This is a genomic window from Streptomyces sp. NPDC002730 (assembly GCF_042888805.1).
GTDB lineage: Bacteria > Actinomycetota > Actinomycetes > Streptomycetales > Streptomycetaceae > Streptomyces.
The window spans coordinates 38000-53709 of sequence record NZ_JBIAQG010000010.1; the positions used below are offsets into that span (position 1 = coordinate 38000).

Consider the following 15710-nt stretch of genomic DNA (forward strand, 5'->3'; position numbering starts at 1 on the left):
GGTGGATACGGTCACTCTGGACTCGCTGGACCTGAGACTGCTGCACGCACTCCAGCTCGACGGACGCGCCCCGTTCAGCAGAATCGCCGAAGTCCTCAACGTCCGTGACCGCACGGTGGCCCGTCGTTACGAGCGGCTGCGCGCCGCGGGCGCGGCCCGGGTCGCGGCAGTGACCGACAGGCGCCGCACCGGCCATGCCGAATGGTTGATCCGCCTCCGCGTCCTGCCCGGCGGCGCCGCCGCCATCGCCCACGCGCTGGCCCGGCGGCCCGACACCGCATGGGTGACAGTCGCGTCGAGCGGCACCGAGATCGTGTGCATCTTCCGTACCACCGACCAAGGCCCGGCTCCCCTGGAGGCCCTGGCCCGCCATCCGCAGATCCTCAAAGTGGACGCGCACTGGCTGCTGCGCCACCTGATGGACAGCCGCTGGCTCGCGCGCACCTCGGCGCTCACAGCCGAAGAGATCTCCGCGCTGCGCTCACCAGGTCCCGGCGACGCCGCCCCAATTCGGCTCACCGACCTCGACCGCCGTCTGCTCCCCGCCCTCGCGACAGACGGCCGCGCCGCCTACCCGGCCCTCGCCAAGCAGACCGGCTGGTCGGAATCCGCCATCCGTCGCCGTCTGGAAGAACTGCGCCATTCCGGCTTGCTCCGGTTCGACGTCGAGACCGACCCGGAACTTTTCGGTTTCTCCGTGCAATGCCTGCTCTGGCTGACCATCACCCCGTCCCAGCTCGCCACCATCGCCCAGATCCTGGCCGCGGACCCCGAAGCGGCCTTCGTCGGCGCGACGACCGGCACGCACAACCTGCTGGCCATCGCCATCTGCCGGGACGCAGACGCCCTCTACGCCTACGTCACCGACCGCGTCGGCTCCCTGAACGGCGTCGAACGCGTCGAAACGACCCCGGTCACCTCCTACATCAAACGCGCCGCCCCAACGCTCTAACGAGCTCGTCCATGGTTGGCGGTCTTCTCGTATCGGGGGTGGCGATGCCGCGCCATCACCGATCTTCCTGATGAGCCGGATCACCGGCAGGGCGGCTCACATCGCCCAACAACTCGCGCCGGCCCGGCCCGGCGGATGAAAGTCAGCCCGGACCCACCGGGCTCGACCACCATGAATCACTCCTCTCCGACCGGCTCGACACCGGAAAGCAGGGTGACTTGCGGGACTCCGGTCAGGGGGTGCTCGGCCACCGCGGCATCGACGCGGTAGACCTCGGCCAGCAGCGCGGGCGTGAGGACGTGCGCGGGTGTACCGGTGGCGACAACACGGCCACCGTCCATCACGCAGATCCGGTCGCAGAAGGAGGCAGCGAGGTTGAGGTCGTGGAGGGCGACGACGGCGGTGACGCCGAGCCTGCGGACGAGGCGGAGAGCGTCGAGCTGGTGGCGCAGATCCAGATGGTTGGTCGGCTCGTCCAGCACCATCGTCCCCGTGCACTGCGCAAGTGCGCGGGCGATCAGCACGCGCTGTTTCTCCCCGCCCGAGAGCCGGTCGAACGGTGCCTTCGCCAGGGCGGCGACGTCGAGTTCCTCCAGCGCGCCCATGATGATGTCGCGGTCGTCGGCGTCGTCGTCGGCGAAAGCCCGCTTGTGCGGGGTGCGTCCCATGGCCACCACGTCGTACACGGTGAGTTCGAACTCCCCTGCGGTCTCCTGCAGTACGGCGGCCAGCCGCTGCGCCAGGCGCTTGCCGGGCATCCGCCAGACGTCCTCGCCGTCCAGCAATATCCGCCCCGACGTGGGTCGCAGCGCCCGGTAGAACGTGCGCAGCAGGGTGGACTTGCCGGCGCCGTTGGGGCCGGTGAGCCCCACGACCTCGCCGGGGGCCACCTGCAAGGACACATGGTCCACCAGAGGCCGGCCGTTCACGACGACCGATACGTCCTGTGCGTCCAGCGCTCCGGGTTTTGTCGTCGGCCTGTACGTCATTGGCCTGTACGTCATTGCGCCCTCCGCCGCATCAGCCAGAGGAAGAAGGGGCCGCCGACCAGGGCAGTGAGGATGCCGACGGGTATCTCCTCCGGACTCATGAACGTGCGCGCGGCCAGGTCGGCGGCGATCAGGAAGGCCGCGCCGAGGAGGGCGGCCGCCGGCAGCGCACGACGGTGATCAGCGCCCACCAGCAGCCGTACGACGTGCGGCAAGATCAGGCCGACGAAGCCGATCTGGCCGCTCACGGCAACGATGGTGCCGATCATCAATGCGACCAGCGTGAACAGTGCGGCACGGAAGCGGTGTACGTCGAGGCCGAGGGCCGCTGCAGCCTCCTCCCCGGCCAGCAGCAGGTTGAGGGGACGGCAGACGCCCAGCAGGATCGCCGTCCCGAGCAGGACCGCGCCGACCGGTATCCACACCACGGTCCAGGTGGTGCCGGCCAGCCCGCCGAGCATCCACCGCAGCGCCGCCTGTGTCTTGTGCGGGTCGTTGGAGGTGACGACCAGGAAACTGGCCACTGCCGAGAGGACTTCGGCCATGGCCACGCCCGCCAGCACCAGCCGCACGGTCGTCATCCTGCCGCCCGAACGGGCCAGGAAGTAGACCGCGACCAGGGCGACCAGGGCGCCCGCGAACGCTGCCACGGGCAGGGAGAACATGCCGAACAGCGTGAGGTGGAAAACCAGGACCAGCACCGCGCCGACCGTCGCGCCCGACGACACCCCGAGCAGCATCGGGTCGGCCAGCGGGTTTCGGACCAATGCCTGCAGTGCCATCCCGGATACCGACAGACCCGCGCCGACCACCGCGCACAGCAGCACGCGCGGCAGTCGGACATCGATGACGATCGTCTCGCGTACCGGCGTCCACGTCGGTTCGGCCAGCGCCGGATGCACTCGGTGCAGCAGAATGCCCCAGACCTGGCCTGCCGGGACGCTGATCGAACCGGCCGCGATCCCGGCTGTTGCAGCAACGGCCAGCAGGGCGCCGAGCAGTGCGAGCACCACTCCGTAGGGAATCACGGGGCGGCGGGCGGCGGCTGCCTCGGTCACCGTCCGCCTGCCGACCGCCTCCGTCACATCGGTCGTGCCGGTCACCGGAATCGTTCCGGGTGGAGCTGGCGGGCCAGCGACTCCACGCCGGACGGCACCCGGACGCCGAGGACCGTGGACGACAGCGGCAGTACGGCGAATCGCTTGTTCTTGATCGCGGGCACATCCTTCAGAGCCGGGTTCGCGAGCAGGAACTTCTTCTTGTCCTCGACGGGCTGGTCGCCGTAGTCGTAGATGACGATGGCTTCGGGGGCGCGCTCGGCCACTTGCTCGAACGAGACGTCGCCGAACGCCTTGTCCAGGTCCTCGAAGAGGTTCACTCCGCCGGCCTGCTTGATCATTTCGTTGCCTATGCCCGCCCCGCCTGCGGTGAACGCGGTCTTGTCGCCGCTGTCATAGACGAAGATCTTGGTCGGCTTGACGCCGGCGAGCTTGCCCTCGACCGTCTCCAGCGTCCCGTGCAGCTGCTTCACCTGCCGCTCGGCCCGGTCCGGTACGCCGAAGATCTTGGCCACGTTCCGGATTTCCTGGTCCATCACGGCCATCGTCACCGCACCGGACGGGCACTCCTCGATGTTCAGATAGGAGTTGACCCCGGCCTTGGAGAGCGCGGCGCGACTGCGCCCTTCCTTCTCGTCGAAGGTGCTGGCGAACCCGCCGTAGGCGAAGTCCGGTTCTGCTGCCAGCAGCGTCTCGAAGGAGGGGTACTCCTTCGCCAGTACCTTGATCCCGCCGTAGGTGTCCTGGTACTCCGGCAGGATCTTGTCGTCGAGATAGGCGGTGCCCACCATCGACTTCTCCAGCCCGAGGGCCAGCATGACCTCGGTCGCGTGCTGGTTCAGCGCTACCGCCCTCTGCGGCGGGCGCTGATAGGTGGTCTTCACGCCGCAGTTGGAGACCGTGACGGGAAAGCCCTTGGCGGCGGAGCGCGCCGATGCGGCATCGTCCCGGGCGCCGGTGTCGCCACAGCCGGGTATCAGCAGGGTTGCGGCCACGGCGAGCAGCAGGGACATCGGGCGTTTGCCCATCATGTGGTGGGTCCTCTCACCGCAGGTGGATCGGATGGTCATCGCGAGTCGCGGGACGGCCCGGACCGGGCGCGCCGTGGCGGGGTGAAGGCATACAGGTCGACGACGTCGGGCCGTACGGCGACGCCGGGGCCGCCCGCTCGGACCCAGGCAGCGATGTCCTCGGTCGCAGCTGGATCGTTGACCAGGCCGAGCCAGACGGGCCGGGCACCGGCGGCGCGCCCTGCCGCCGAGGGCTGAACCACGATCACGTTCGCCCGCTCGCACACGTCGAGGCACTCGGAGATCCGGACCGGCGCGTCTCTGCCAAGATGTGCCGTCTGCTCCGCGTGATCAACACCGACCACTTTGGGACTGCCGCAGCAGCAGTCCCGGCACACGACGACCCGACACGGAACCGGATCGACCGGCAATGGCCGCATGGGCATACAGACTCGTTCTCCCCTCTGGGGAGATCCGCCCCAGCTCGATCGAGGAGGCGACCGCGTGAGTCTCCTGGCTCTCGGGTCGTCGCTCGTCCCGGCCTTCCCACCCGCATCCGGGCAGTGGTCTGTTCGGGATCCGCTCGCCGATCACAGTGGCGGGACCGCGCCGGATTCACACCGGCTTCCTCGTTCCGCCGTCGCCTTTTCGCGTGACATCATCGCAGAAAGGAGCACCGGTTCATACGCCCAATGCACGGCCGACCATGGCGAACTGCCACCTACAGCAGGAACGGGCGTTCGGGCCGTGAGGTGGTCGCCGAGACCGCCACGGCCCGTTCGATGCACCACCAGCACCCCGGGTCCCATGGTCCGCTCGCCGGTCCACCAACTGGTGCAGCAGCATGTCTTCGAAGCACTGCTCGCGATGCGCACCACGGCCCACTTGTCCACGAAGCCGCAGTGGCCCCCGCACTCCCATCATGGTGGTCGCGCGCACACTGACGCTCCGAACTGTGGTGTCCCACCACATGTGCCCCTGACCTGCGTCTTCCTACGGTGTGGCGACACGGAAACGTCCCCGCCAACTGTCCGGAAGTGGTGTCCATGGCCGCCCCCGCAACCGCTCCACCAGCTCCCAGTTCACTCAAGCGCATCGTCGCCGCGAGCCTCATCGGCACCACCATCGAGTGGTACGACTTCTTCCTCTACGGATCGGCCGCCGCGCTGGTCTTCAACAAGCTGTTCTTTCCTGGCTCCGACCCGCTCGTCGGAACCCTGCTGTCGTTCCTGACGTACGCCGTCGGGTTCGCCGCCCGCCCGCTCGGTGCGCTCGTCTTCGGGCACTACGGCGACCGGCTCGGCCGCAAGAAGCTGCTGGTGCTGAGTCTGCTGCTGATGGGCGGGGCGACCTTCGCCATCGGGCTGCTGCCGACGCACGCAACTGTCGGTACCGCCGCGCCCGTACTGCTCACCGTGCTGCGACTGGTGCAGGGATTCGCACTGGGTGGTGAGTGGGGTGGGGCCGTGCTGCTGGTGTCGGAGCACGGTGACGCCAAGCGACGCGGGTTCTGGGCCTCGTGGCCGCAGACGGGCGCGCCTGCCGGGCAGTTGCTCGCCACTGGGGTGCTCTCCGCGCTCACCGCACTGCTGTCGGACGCCGCGTTCACCTCGTGGGGCTGGCGCATACCGTTCCTGCTCTCCGGTGTTCTGGTGGTCGTCGGTTTGTGGATTCGTCTCTCTGTCGATGAATCACCGGTCTTCAAGGCGGCGTTGGCGCAGGCCGAGGAGCGCAAGGCGGCAGCGGGCCAGGTCGAGCAGATGCCGATCATCTCTGTACTGCGGCATCACTGGCGCGATGTGCTGGTGGCCATGGGGGCGCGGATGGCGGAGAACATCAGTTACTACGTGATCACCGCGTTCATCCTGGTGTACGCGACGACCGCTGTGGAGCTGAGCAAGCAGACCGCACTGAATGCCGTACTCATCGCCTCTGCCGTGCACTTCGTGGTGATCCCGGCGTGGGGCGCTCTGTCGGACCGCATCGGGCGAAGGCCCGTGTATCTCATCGGTGCGATCGGGGTCGGTGCCTGGATGTTCCCCTTCTTCGCGCTCATCGACCGGGGCAGCTTCGGCAGTCTGCTGCTCGCCGTCACGGTGGGACTCGTCCTGCACGGGGCGATGTACGCGCCGCAGGCGGCCTTCTTCGCCGAGATGTTCGCGACGCGGATGCGCTACTCCGGGGCCTCCATCGGTGCGCAGTTCTCCTCCGTCGCGGCCGGTGCACCCGCGCCGTTGATCGCGACCGCGCTGCTCGCCGACTACGACTCGTCGACGCCCATCGCCTTGTACGTCATCGCCGCGGCACTGCTCACCGTGGTGGCCATCGGCTGCGCGCGGGAGACTCGGCACCGCGATCTGGCCGCTGTCGAGGCTGAGCCGGTGGATCTCACCCCGGCGAACCGGCCGGCGGATGCGCAGACTGCCTGACCGGCGAAGGCTGCACGGATCGAACACACCGCGCGGGCCCCGAGGAGGGTCCGCGCGGTGGCGCGTTCAGTGGGCGACGGCCGCGGACATCGCATGCAGGCGCAGCGCGAGCTGGATCTCCAGCGACCTGGCCGGAGACTGCCAGTCGGGGCCGAGCAGCCGGCCTATGCGTTCCAGGCGCTGAGCGACGGTGTTCACATGAACATGCAGATCGTCCTTGGTACGGGCCGGGCTCATACCGCTCGCGAAGTACGCGTCGAGCGTACGAACCAGGTCGGTGCCGCGCCGCCGGTCGTAGTCGACGACCTCGCCCATCGTGCGCCGTACGAAACCGTCGATATCGCCGGGGTCGGCCAGCAGCAGGCCGAGGAATCCCAGGTCCTGCGCGGCCGCGCCCTGCCCTGAGCGGCCGAGCAGCCGCAGGGCGTCGAGGCAGCGCCGCGCCTGTGCGTACGCCCCGGCTATCGGGCTCGGATCGCCGGCGGGCGCCGGAACGGGCGCGGACGCGCCGACGGTGACCGACTCCCGTACCGTTCCGCTCAGTTGTCTGGAGGTCTGGCGGGCGAGGTCGGCCGCGCTGTCGTCGGGGCCGAGCGGAAGCAGCAGTACGGTGCCGCCGTCACGGGCTGCGGCCAGGCCCGAGCGGGTCGCGGCCAGGTGAGAGGCGGCGGACCACAGTCGCTGCCGGTCCGCGCTCCGGCGGTCTGCGGTCTCCCGGTCGGAGGTGCCCGAGGTGCCCGAGTCGGGTCCGTCGATCCGGGCGGCCAGCACCACATGCGGTGCGTCGAGGTCGGCCTGCAGTCGCGCCGCCCGTTCCCGCAGCAGTCGGGGGTCCCGGTCCGGTGCGTCGAGGAGATCGTCGAGCAGTTCACCCCGTACTCGCTGCTCGGCGTCGTGGGCGGAGCGCCGGGCGAGCAGCAGCAGAGAGGTGACCATGGCCGCACGCTCCATGGTGCGCCGGTCGACGGGGTCGAGCTCGGGATGGTTGCGGAGCACCAGGGCACCCAGCAGCTCGCCGCCCGCCGATACCGCGGCCACCCAGTCCTGCCCGTGCCGCACTGCCCGGCCGTCGGTGCCGGTGGCTTCGAGGTCGGTGTCCGTGAACTCGACTGTTCCGTCCAGGACTTCGGAGAGCGCGGCGGCCACGTCATGGACGCCTCCGCCTCGCAGCACCACTTCGGTCAGCCGGTCGTGGACCTCCGAGGCACGCTCGATGACGCCGCTGTGGTCGCGGATGATCTCGTTGGCCCGCTCCAGCTCGGCGAGCGCCGAGCGGGTCTCCGCCAGCAGGTTCGCGGTGTCGATGGCGACGGCGGCATGAGCGGCGAAGGAGCCGAGCAGCGCGACCTGTTCCCGTTCGAAGACTCTGGCGCGGCGGTCGGCGGCGAAGAGCACGCCGATGACCTGGCTACCGAGCATCAGGGGCACTCCAAGGATGGCGACCAGGCCCTCGTCGCTCACGGCCGTGTCGATCGTCCTTGTGTGCTCGAACCGCGCGTCGTCGAAATAGCTGTCGGTGACATACGGACGGGCCGTCTGGGCGACGAGACCGCCGAGGCCCTCCCCCATGCCCAGCCGCAGCTGCTGGAAGCGCGCCGACACCGACCCCTCGGTGACCCGCATATAGGTGTCGCCCGCTGCCGGGTCATTGAGGCTCAGATAGGCGACTTCCGTGCCCAGCAGCGAGCGGGCGCGCTGCACGATTGCTCTCAGCACGGCGTCGAGGTCACGCAGACCTGCCAGGTCGTGCGCGGTCTCGAAGAGCGCGGAGAGCTCGGCCTCGCGGCGGCGCCGCCCCTCCAGCTCGGCACGCACCCGCAGCGCGAGCTGTTTGGCGTGCTCGAGGGAGGCGAGCGACTCGGCCCCGGCGCCGCTCGCGCGGGCGAGCAGCGCAGGCCGGTCGTATGCCTCCGCGTCGGCACCGCGTGCGAGGAGCTCCAGGTAGGAGGCTTGATCGTGGGACATGAACACAGGATTCCTGCCGTACGGGCGTTCGCACCAGCCCTGTGGACAACGAAGCCGTTGTGGACAAGTGGAGGGCCCCAGGGCGTGTTGCCCTAGTGGGCGGTCCAGCCGCCGTCGAGGGTGAGCGAAGTGCCGGTGATGAAGGATGCCTGCGGTGTGCACAGATACAGCACCGCTTCGGCGACCTCCTCCGGCTCGATCAGCCTCTTGATCGCGGAGTCCTTGAGCAGTACGTCGGTGAGGACCCGGTCCTCGGCCACCGAGTGGGCCGCCGCCTGGTCCGCTATCTGCTTCTCGACCAGTGGCGTACGCACATAGCCGGGATTGACGCAGACGGAGGTCACCCCGTGCGGTGCGCCCTCGAGGGCCGCGGTCTTTGAGAGTCCCTCGAGACCGTGTTTGGCGGCCACATACGCGGACTTGAAGGCAGAGGCGCGCAGCCCATGTACGGAGGAGATATTGACGATACGGCCCCAGCCCTGCGCGTACATATGCGGCAACGCGCCCCGTATCAGCCGGAACGGCGCTTCCAGCATCACCGTGAGCACGGTGTGGAAGACGTCCGGCGGGAATTCCTCGATGGGCCGGACCAATTGCAGCCCGGCGTTGTTGACGAGGATGTCCGCCCCGGCGGCCGCTGCCTCCGCCGCGTCCAGATCGGTGAGGTCCAGGAGCTCTGGTTCGACGACCCCGGCCAGCCCCGGCGAGTGTGCGGCGAGTGCGTCGAGGCCCTCGGCGTCGCGGTCGACGGCCCTGACCTTCGCGCCGGCGGCCGCGAGCCGCAGCGCACACGCACGGCCGAGGCCGCCCGCCGCGCCGGTGACGAGTGCGGTTCGGCCGCCGAGGTCGAGGGTGACGGGACGAGCGTCGGGGTGAGGTGCGGGACCTGGTGTGGTGGGCGCGGTCATGCTTCGCACCCTAGGCAGTGATCATCCCCCGACCGATGTGGTCAGCGCCCACACTTCACTGCTCGATGGTGGGTTGGAACCATGCCGGTCCCTCGGTGAGAGCCTGCTTGATCCGGAAGAGCGAGAACTCCTTGAGCTCCGGCAGCGCGTCCACGGAGAACCACCCCACCTCGAGCGACTCATCGTCATTGACGCGTGCCCGGCCGCCCACCGCGCGACAGCGGAAACTGATGTCCATGAACTGGCACTGGTCGCCGTTGGGGTAGGTGACCGGCTTCCGCAGCGCCTGGACCAACACGACCCGCTCCGCAACACAGCGCACCGCGGTCTCCTCGTACACCTCACGCACGGCCGTCACCGCAGGCTGCTCCCCCGGCTCCGGAATCCCACCGATGAGCGACCATTTGCCGGTGTCGGCACGCCTCCCCAGCAGCACCCGCCCCTGGTCGTCGAAGACGACCGCGCTGACGCCCGGCAGGAGGAGGAGCTGGTGGCCTGCGGTGGCCCGGAGCTCACGGATGAAGTCGGGGGTTGCCATGGCCTCGACCCTAACCGGCGTCGACCGTGCCCCGCTCGACGGCGCCCTGCACGGCCGTGGCCTGTACGGCCTTCCGCTGCCGCCCGGCCTGCACCGCCCGTGCCACGACCCAGCCCACACCGCCCGCCGCGACCAGCACCAGGATGCCTTCCGGCCAGGTCCCGAGCCGAGTCGCCGGCGTGAGCGAGGAGCGCAGCGGCACCTCGGCGACCAGCGCGCCCGCCGTGAACATCTTCGTCTTCTGGACGATCTTCCCGTCCGGCATGATCACGGCGCTGACACCGCTGGTCACAGGGACGACGACGGAGCGGCCGTGCTCGACGGCCCGCACCCGCGACATCGCCAGTTGCTGATACGTCATCTCGCTGCGGCCGAAGGTGGCGTTGTTGCTCGGCACGGAGATGAGCTGGGCCCCGCTGGTGACGGTGTCACGCACCGCGTCGTCGAACGCCGCCTCGAAGCAGGTGACCATGCCGACCTTGGTGCCCGCCAGGTCGAAGACACCCACCTTGTGCCCAGGTCCGAAGTCGCGCCGCACCCGGTCGACGTCGGAGCTGAAGAGGCGTACGAAGGACCGCATCGGGATGTACTCACCGAACGGCTGGACATGCCGCTTGTCGTAGGTGTCGACGGGGCCGCGCGTGGGGTCCCATTCGATCAGGGTGTTGCGCAGATTGCCCGTGTCGGGAGTGACGACCGCGCCGACGACGGTCGGCACGCCGATCGCCTTCACCGCTTCGTCGATGACCAGCTTGGCGTCGGCGTTGCGGTACGGGTCGAGGTCCGAGGAGTTCTCCGGCCACAGGACGAAGTCCGGCTTGGCCACCTTGCCCGCCTTCACATCGGCGGCGAGCTCCTCGGTGCGGCGGGCGTGGTTGTCGAGGACCGCGCGGCGCTGGGAGTTGAAGTCGAGCCCCAGCCGCGGCACATTGCCCTGGATCGCGGCAACGTTCGCGGTGCCGTCCTCGGCGGAGTCGTCGACGAGCGGCAGGGCGGCGAGGGCCGCCGTGACCGGGACGAGAACGGTGAGCAGCGCTGCGGCCGCGGCGCCGCGCGGCAGCTCGCCGGTACGCCGGTAGGCACGGACCCGGCGGACGGTCTCGTACAGCCCGAAGCCGCACAGTACGACCGCGAAACTCAGCACTGGTGTCCCGCCCAGCGCCGCGAGCGGCAGGAAGACGCCGTCCGCCTGTCCGAAGGCGATCTTGCCCCAGGGAAAGCCGCCGAACGGCACACGCGCGCGTGCAGCCTCGCTCACGATCCAGACGGCCGCCCCCCACACCGGCCACACCGGGAGCCGGGAGACCGCGGCGATCCCCATGCACGCGAGAGCGACGAACACCGCCTCCACCGCCGCCAGCGCCACCCACGGCACGGGGCCGACCTCCTCGCCCGTCCAGATGAGCAGCGGCAGCAGAAAGCCGAGGCCGGTGAGGTAGCCCAGGCCGAACGCGGGCCGCAGCCGGCGTCCGTACAGGGTCCAGCCGAGCAGCGCGAGGCCGGGTAGCGCCAGCCACCACAGGGGACGTGGCGGGAAGCTCGCGAAGAGCATCACTCCGGACAGCGCGGCGGCACCCGGCCGCAGAAGGCGCCGCAGCAGCGGTCGGCCCCCGGCGGCGGGGGCGGGCTGTCGGGTGTCGACGGTGGTGATGGTGGCGCTCACCCGGCGGAGTCTACGGCGCTGGGCTGTGCCCCGGCAGTCCGGTCCTCGTCGGCCGACGCACCGACACCGGTGTGCCGGCTCTCGCACCGACCGGCGGACCGACTGCCGCAGCGGCTCGCCACGGGCCCCCGGGCACCGGCTGCCGCACGGGCTCCCCGCAGGCCCCCGACACCGACTGCCGCAACGTTCCTGCGCAACCCATCCACAAACCCCTGCCTCTGCCGTTACCGTGTGCGCCAGCCCTGCCACCCGACGCGATTCGACTGCTGCGGCAGGGCCCGTCACAGGTCGGGGGGTCGACGGGATGGCTGCACCGGACGGCCGGTCCGCCACGCGGGAGCGCGGCAGCGCGACCGATATCGCCGGCGTCGTCGTCCTCAGCGGCTGCGCCGTGTGGTCGCTGATCAGCGCGGCCGGACGCGAGGCACGGCCCGAGGGCGTGCTGCTCGCCGTGTTCGCCGTCGCCGCCGGATATGCCTGCGGCCGTATCTGCGGCACGCTCCTGCCGGTCGCGGCCGCCTCGGCCGCCGCACTCGCCGCACTCGGCCTGGCGATCGCCTCACGCCAGGGTGTGCCCGGTGCGATCGCCGGGACGCCCATCCAGCCGGGGCACACAGGTGCGGCTGCGGCGCTGCTGGTCCTCGGTGCGGGTGCAGCCTGCTGCGCCGCCTCTGCGGCCCGTCCGGCCGCGTTGCGCCTCGCGCTGCGGATGCTCGCTCTCGCCGTCGCCTGCACCGCACTGGCGCTCGGTTCCGTCGCCGGGTGCGCGGCGGCCCTCGGCATACTGCTCTGCTCGCTCGCGGCGGTCCGGATGCGTCATCGGACGGTGGCGCTCGTCGGCCTCGCCGTCGCCACCGGTCTGGTGGTGGCCACGTCGTGGGGTGTGGCCGAGGACACCCTGCCGGACGGGCTGACGGTCTCGCTGCAGGGCCAGCTCACCCAGAACCGGGTGGCTCTGTGGCGGGATGCGATCACGCTCGCCAAGGACGATCCGGTACGGGGTGTGGGCCCCGACCGCTTCGGCAAGCTCAGCACCACCGCACAGCAGTCGCTGGGCTCCGACGGCAAGCCGCACTCGGCCTCGCTGCAGCAGGCGGCCGAGCAGGGTGTGGTGGGCGTGGCGCTGCTGGGTGCGGCGTTCGGCTGGATGCTGTACGGCTTGTGGCGCTCGCCGCGCTCCACCCCGGTCGTGCTGAGCGCGGGAGCCGCGCTCACGGCGCTGGCGGTCCTGGCGAGCGTCGGCAACGCGCTGAGCTTCACGCCGGTGACGGCAGGCGCCGGGCTGCTCGCGGGGCTGGCGACGGCGCACACGGCGGGCGAGGGCTCGGCGGAGCGCGGTACGCACACCGCCCGGTGGGCGGACTCGGTGGCGGACAGCCGGACGCTCTAGCCGTCCCGCGGAGGGAGCGCGGGGAGCGGTGGCTCAGATCTCGACGGTCTTGTTGGTCCCCGCAAGCAGGAGCCGGTCGCGGATGGCTCGTACGGCGGCCTCCGCGTCGTCGACGGTCACCGTGAAGGTCCTGCCGTCGCCCAGCGTGACGACGACGCCCTCACCACGGCGTACGACAACGGCGGTGCCCTGCTCCGGACGCCAGCGGTAGCCCCAGCCGCCCCACTGCCTCGGGGTCACCTTCGGAGCGAACTCCGCGCCCACCACATGGTCGAGCGGGATGCGCCGACGCGGCAGACCGATATGACCGCAGCGCACCTCGACCGCGTCGCTGTCGACCTTGACCGCCACATGGACAAAGGCGAGGGTCCCGAAGAGGATCAGCAGACCCGCTGCCACACAGCCGATCACGGACATCAGCAGCGGGGCGATGCCGGAGGTCCAGGCGGAGTCGACGGCGAGTTCGATGCCGAGCGCCATGCAGGCGGCGCCTACCGCGGCAAACAGCCACTGAGCACGGTTGGTCGCACGGCCGGTCCAGACCGTGGGAAGGGGCTCTGCGGCGTGCCCCTCGTCGCGGAAGTGGTCCCTCATGGCTAGCAGCGTACTCAGGTTCCGTCTGCCGGGCATGGTCTCGGCCACAAGGATCAACCGCACGGATCGGGCCTGCGGCCGGGCCTCTGCACCGGGCGTGCGCAGGGCCCGGGATCGTCGGAACGGCCGGGCCCGGGGATCGTCAGAGGACCACCCGGAGAGCGTCAGAGCGCCGGGCTGACGGCCTGGAGCAGGCGGCCCTCGGCATAGCTGAGGGCCTGGTCGGGCAGGGCGGAATCACGGCCGCTGAGCAGCACCGTGAGCCGGGAGCTCGGCTCGGCGTCGGGGGCGGGCAGCTCGCCGATACGGCGCAGCGCCTGGGCGGCGACCGCCCCGGCCGAGCCGTGCAGCACCACCGGTGGCAGACCGGGCGGCTGCACTGCGGCGCGGATACGTTCGGCGACCAGCTCGTAATGGGTGCAGCCCAGGACGACGGCCCTTACATCGCGTGGTGTGAGAGCGGCCGCGGCGGCCACGGCATGGTCGATGGCAGCCTCGTCAGCCTGCTGAACGGCGTCCGCGAGACCGGGGCAGGGCACCTCGGTGACGGCGACCGAGTCGGCGAAGTCCCGGATGAGGCCGCGCTGGTAGGGGCTGCCGGTGGTGGCGGGGGTGGCCCAGATGGCGACGGGGCCGCCGCCGGCCGAGGCCGGTTTGATCGCGGGGACCGTGCCGATGACGGCTATACCGGGCTCCAGCTCCGCGCGCAGCGTGGGCAGGGCGTGCACCGATGCGGTGTTGCAGGCGACGATCAGCGCGTCGGGGCGGTGTGCGGCGGCCGCGCGGGCGGCGGCGAGCGCGCGGGCGGCGACATCGTCCGGCGTACGCGGGCCCCACGGCATGCCGTCGGGGTCGGAGGAGAGAACGAGATCCGCGTCGGGTCGCAGCCGACGTACCGCGGCGGCGGCCGCCAGCAGGCCGATTCCGGAGTCCATGAGCGCGATCTTCACCCGGTCACCATAGTCGACTGCCCTTGCGGTACTGGCGCGGTGGGGCAGACTGCGACAAATGAGCGCCCTTGCCTGGATCGCCTTCGGATCGCTGGCCGCATGGGGATGGCTGCTGCTGGGCCAGGGCTTCTTCTGGCGTACGGACCAGCGGCTGCCCCGGCGCGCGGCCCCGTCACTCTGGCCGGATGTGGCCATTGTCGTGCCCGCCAGGGACGAGGCCGAGGTGCTGCCGGTCAGCCTGCCGTCGCTGCTTGCACAGGACTATCCCGGCCGGGCGGAGATCCTGCTCGTCGACGACGGCAGTACGGACGGCACGCCGGAACTGGCGCGTGCACTGGCCGAACGGCACGGCGGGCTGCCGCTGCGGGTCGTCTCCCCCGGCGAGCCGGAGCCCGGCTGGACCGGGAAGCTGTGGGCTCTGCGGCACGGCATCGCGGTCGCCCGGGCGCGCGAGCCCGAATATCTGCTGCTGACCGACGCCGACATCGCACACGAGCCGGACAGCCTGCGTGAGTTGGTGGCCGCGGCCCGTACCAACGAGCTGGACCTTGTCTCGCAGATGGCGCGGCTGCGGGTCGCCGGCGGCTGGGAGCGGCTGGTCGTGCCGGCGTTCGTCTACTTCTTCGCGCAGCTCTATCCCTTCCGGTGGGTCAACCGGCAGGCGGCACGCACGGCCGCCGCGGCGGGCGGCTGTGTACTGCTGCGCGCGGAGGCCGCCGAGCGGGCGGGCGTACCGGAGTCGATCCGGCAGGCGGTGATCGACGATGTGTCGCTGGCGCGGGCGGTGCAGCGGACCGGCGGCAGGATCTGGCTGGGGCTGGCGGAGCGGGTGGACAGTGTGCGTCCGTATCCGCGGCTGGCGGACCTGTGGCGGATGGTGTCGCGCAGCGCGTACGCACAGCTGCTGCACAGTCCGCTGCTGCTTGCCGGCACGGTGGTGGGGCTCGCGCTGGTGTATCTCGCGCCGCCCGCCGCGCTGTGCGCCGGTGTGTTGACCCATGACGCGGCCGCCGGCTGGGCCGGAGGTCTGGCATGGGCGGTGATGACCGGGACGTATCTGCCGATGCTGCGCTACTACCGGCAGCCGCTGCTCCTCGCTCCCCTGCTGCCGTTCACCGCTCTGCTCTATCTGCTGATGACGGTTGATTCGGCGGTGCAGCACTACCGCGGTCGCGGCGCGGCCTGGAAGGGGCGTACGTACGCCCGTCCGGAAGCCGCGCCGGACCGCTGACATAGATCACCGGGGACCTTCACCAGCGACCTC

General features: G+C 70.7%; 14 protein-coding genes and 1 riboswitch. Of the genes, 4 read left to right on the forward strand and 10 right to left on the reverse strand.

The genetic code is table 11. The annotated features are described in order from the left end of the window. Nucleotide 1 precedes the first annotated feature (1 nt). Nucleotides 2-952 carry an AsnC family transcriptional regulator gene (locus tag ACFYXH_RS24900; RefSeq protein WP_389566916.1) on the forward strand — a complete coding sequence of 317 codons (951 nt, stop codon included), beginning with the start codon at nt 2-4 and terminating at the stop codon, nt 950-952. A gap of 176 nt (nt 953-1128) precedes the next feature. Here the strand turns inward: ACFYXH_RS24900 and ACFYXH_RS24905 are convergent, their stop codons facing one another. From ACFYXH_RS24905 to ACFYXH_RS24920, 4 genes are read right to left on the reverse strand one after another with little or no spacing between them, the layout of a single operon-like run. After that, complete coding sequence (locus ACFYXH_RS24905; RefSeq protein ID WP_389566919.1) at nt 1129-1956, reverse strand: ABC transporter ATP-binding protein; 828 nt, start codon at nt 1954-1956, stop codon at nt 1129-1131. Then, nucleotides 1953-3026, reverse strand: coding sequence for a FecCD family ABC transporter permease (locus ACFYXH_RS24910; RefSeq protein WP_389567705.1), 1074 nt, complete (start codon nt 3024-3026; stop codon nt 1953-1955). Before ACFYXH_RS24910 ends, ACFYXH_RS24905 begins: the two co-directional genes overlap by 4 nt. A 14-nt stretch (nt 3027-3040) precedes the next feature. Next, entirely contained in the window at nt 3041-4030 is a 990-nt protein-coding gene (locus ACFYXH_RS24915) for an ABC transporter substrate-binding protein (RefSeq protein ID WP_389566922.1), read from the reverse strand. A 35-nt stretch (nt 4031-4065) separates the two neighbouring features. Then, on the reverse strand, nt 4066-4455 hold the full coding sequence (locus tag ACFYXH_RS24920; RefSeq protein WP_389566924.1) for a (2Fe-2S) ferredoxin domain-containing protein: 390 nt from the start codon (nt 4453-4455) through the stop codon (nt 4066-4068). 39 nt (nt 4456-4494) lie between these two features. Next, nucleotides 4495-4685: riboswitch (cobalamin riboswitch) on the reverse strand. A 370-nt stretch (nt 4686-5055) separates the two neighbouring features. On the opposite strand from ACFYXH_RS24920, the gene ACFYXH_RS24925 reads away from it, so the two are divergent. Continuing rightward, nucleotides 5056-6438, forward strand: coding sequence for an MFS transporter (locus ACFYXH_RS24925; RefSeq protein WP_389566927.1), 1383 nt, complete (start codon nt 5056-5058; stop codon nt 6436-6438). 66 nt (nt 6439-6504) lie between these two features. Here the strand turns inward: ACFYXH_RS24925 and ACFYXH_RS24930 are convergent, their stop codons facing one another. The 4 genes from ACFYXH_RS24930 to lnt form a co-directional block, all read right to left on the reverse strand. After that, nucleotides 6505-8403: a helix-turn-helix domain-containing protein gene (locus ACFYXH_RS24930; protein WP_389566930.1), complete on the reverse strand. Its 1899-nt coding sequence runs from the start codon at nt 8401-8403 to the stop codon at nt 6505-6507. Between the two features lie 92 nt (nt 8404-8495). Further along, a complete protein-coding gene (locus ACFYXH_RS24935; RefSeq protein ID WP_327321848.1) occupies nt 8496-9311 on the reverse strand; it encodes a 3-hydroxybutyrate dehydrogenase in 816 nt (271 codons plus the stop codon). 55 nt (nt 9312-9366) lie between these two features. Then, nucleotides 9367-9849 (reverse strand): NUDIX domain-containing protein, encoded by a 483-nt coding sequence (locus ACFYXH_RS24940; RefSeq protein ID WP_389566933.1) that lies wholly within the window; start codon nt 9847-9849, stop codon nt 9367-9369. A 10-nt stretch (nt 9850-9859) separates the two neighbouring features. Beyond that, on the reverse strand, nt 9860-11512 hold the full coding sequence (gene lnt / locus ACFYXH_RS24945) for an apolipoprotein N-acyltransferase (protein WP_389566936.1): 1653 nt from the start codon (nt 11510-11512) through the stop codon (nt 9860-9862). Nucleotides 11513-11816: 304 nt separating this feature from the next. On the opposite strand from lnt, the gene ACFYXH_RS24950 reads away from it, so the two are divergent. Further along, the gene (locus ACFYXH_RS24950) at nt 11817-12902 is read left to right on the forward strand and encodes an O-antigen ligase family protein (RefSeq protein WP_389566938.1); all 1086 of its coding nucleotides are present in this window, start codon (nt 11817-11819) and stop codon (nt 12900-12902) included. A gap of 33 nt (nt 12903-12935) precedes the next feature. Here the strand turns inward: ACFYXH_RS24950 and ACFYXH_RS24955 are convergent, their stop codons facing one another. Together ACFYXH_RS24955 and ACFYXH_RS24960 are read right to left on the reverse strand one after the other, a co-directional pair. Beyond that, the gene (locus ACFYXH_RS24955) at nt 12936-13496 is read right to left on the reverse strand and encodes a hypothetical protein (protein ID WP_389566941.1); all 561 of its coding nucleotides are present in this window, start codon (nt 13494-13496) and stop codon (nt 12936-12938) included. Between the two features lie 164 nt (nt 13497-13660). Further along, on the reverse strand, nt 13661-14446 hold the full coding sequence (locus ACFYXH_RS24960) for a glutamate racemase (protein ID WP_389566944.1): 786 nt from the start codon (nt 14444-14446) through the stop codon (nt 13661-13663). Between the two features lie 58 nt (nt 14447-14504). Here ACFYXH_RS24960 and ACFYXH_RS24965 point away from each other — a divergent pair, with 58 nt between their 5' ends. Next, nucleotides 14505-15677: a glycosyltransferase gene (locus tag ACFYXH_RS24965; protein WP_389566947.1), complete on the forward strand. Its 1173-nt coding sequence runs from the start codon at nt 14505-14507 to the stop codon at nt 15675-15677. The last annotated feature ends 33 nt before the right edge of the window (nt 15678-15710 follow it).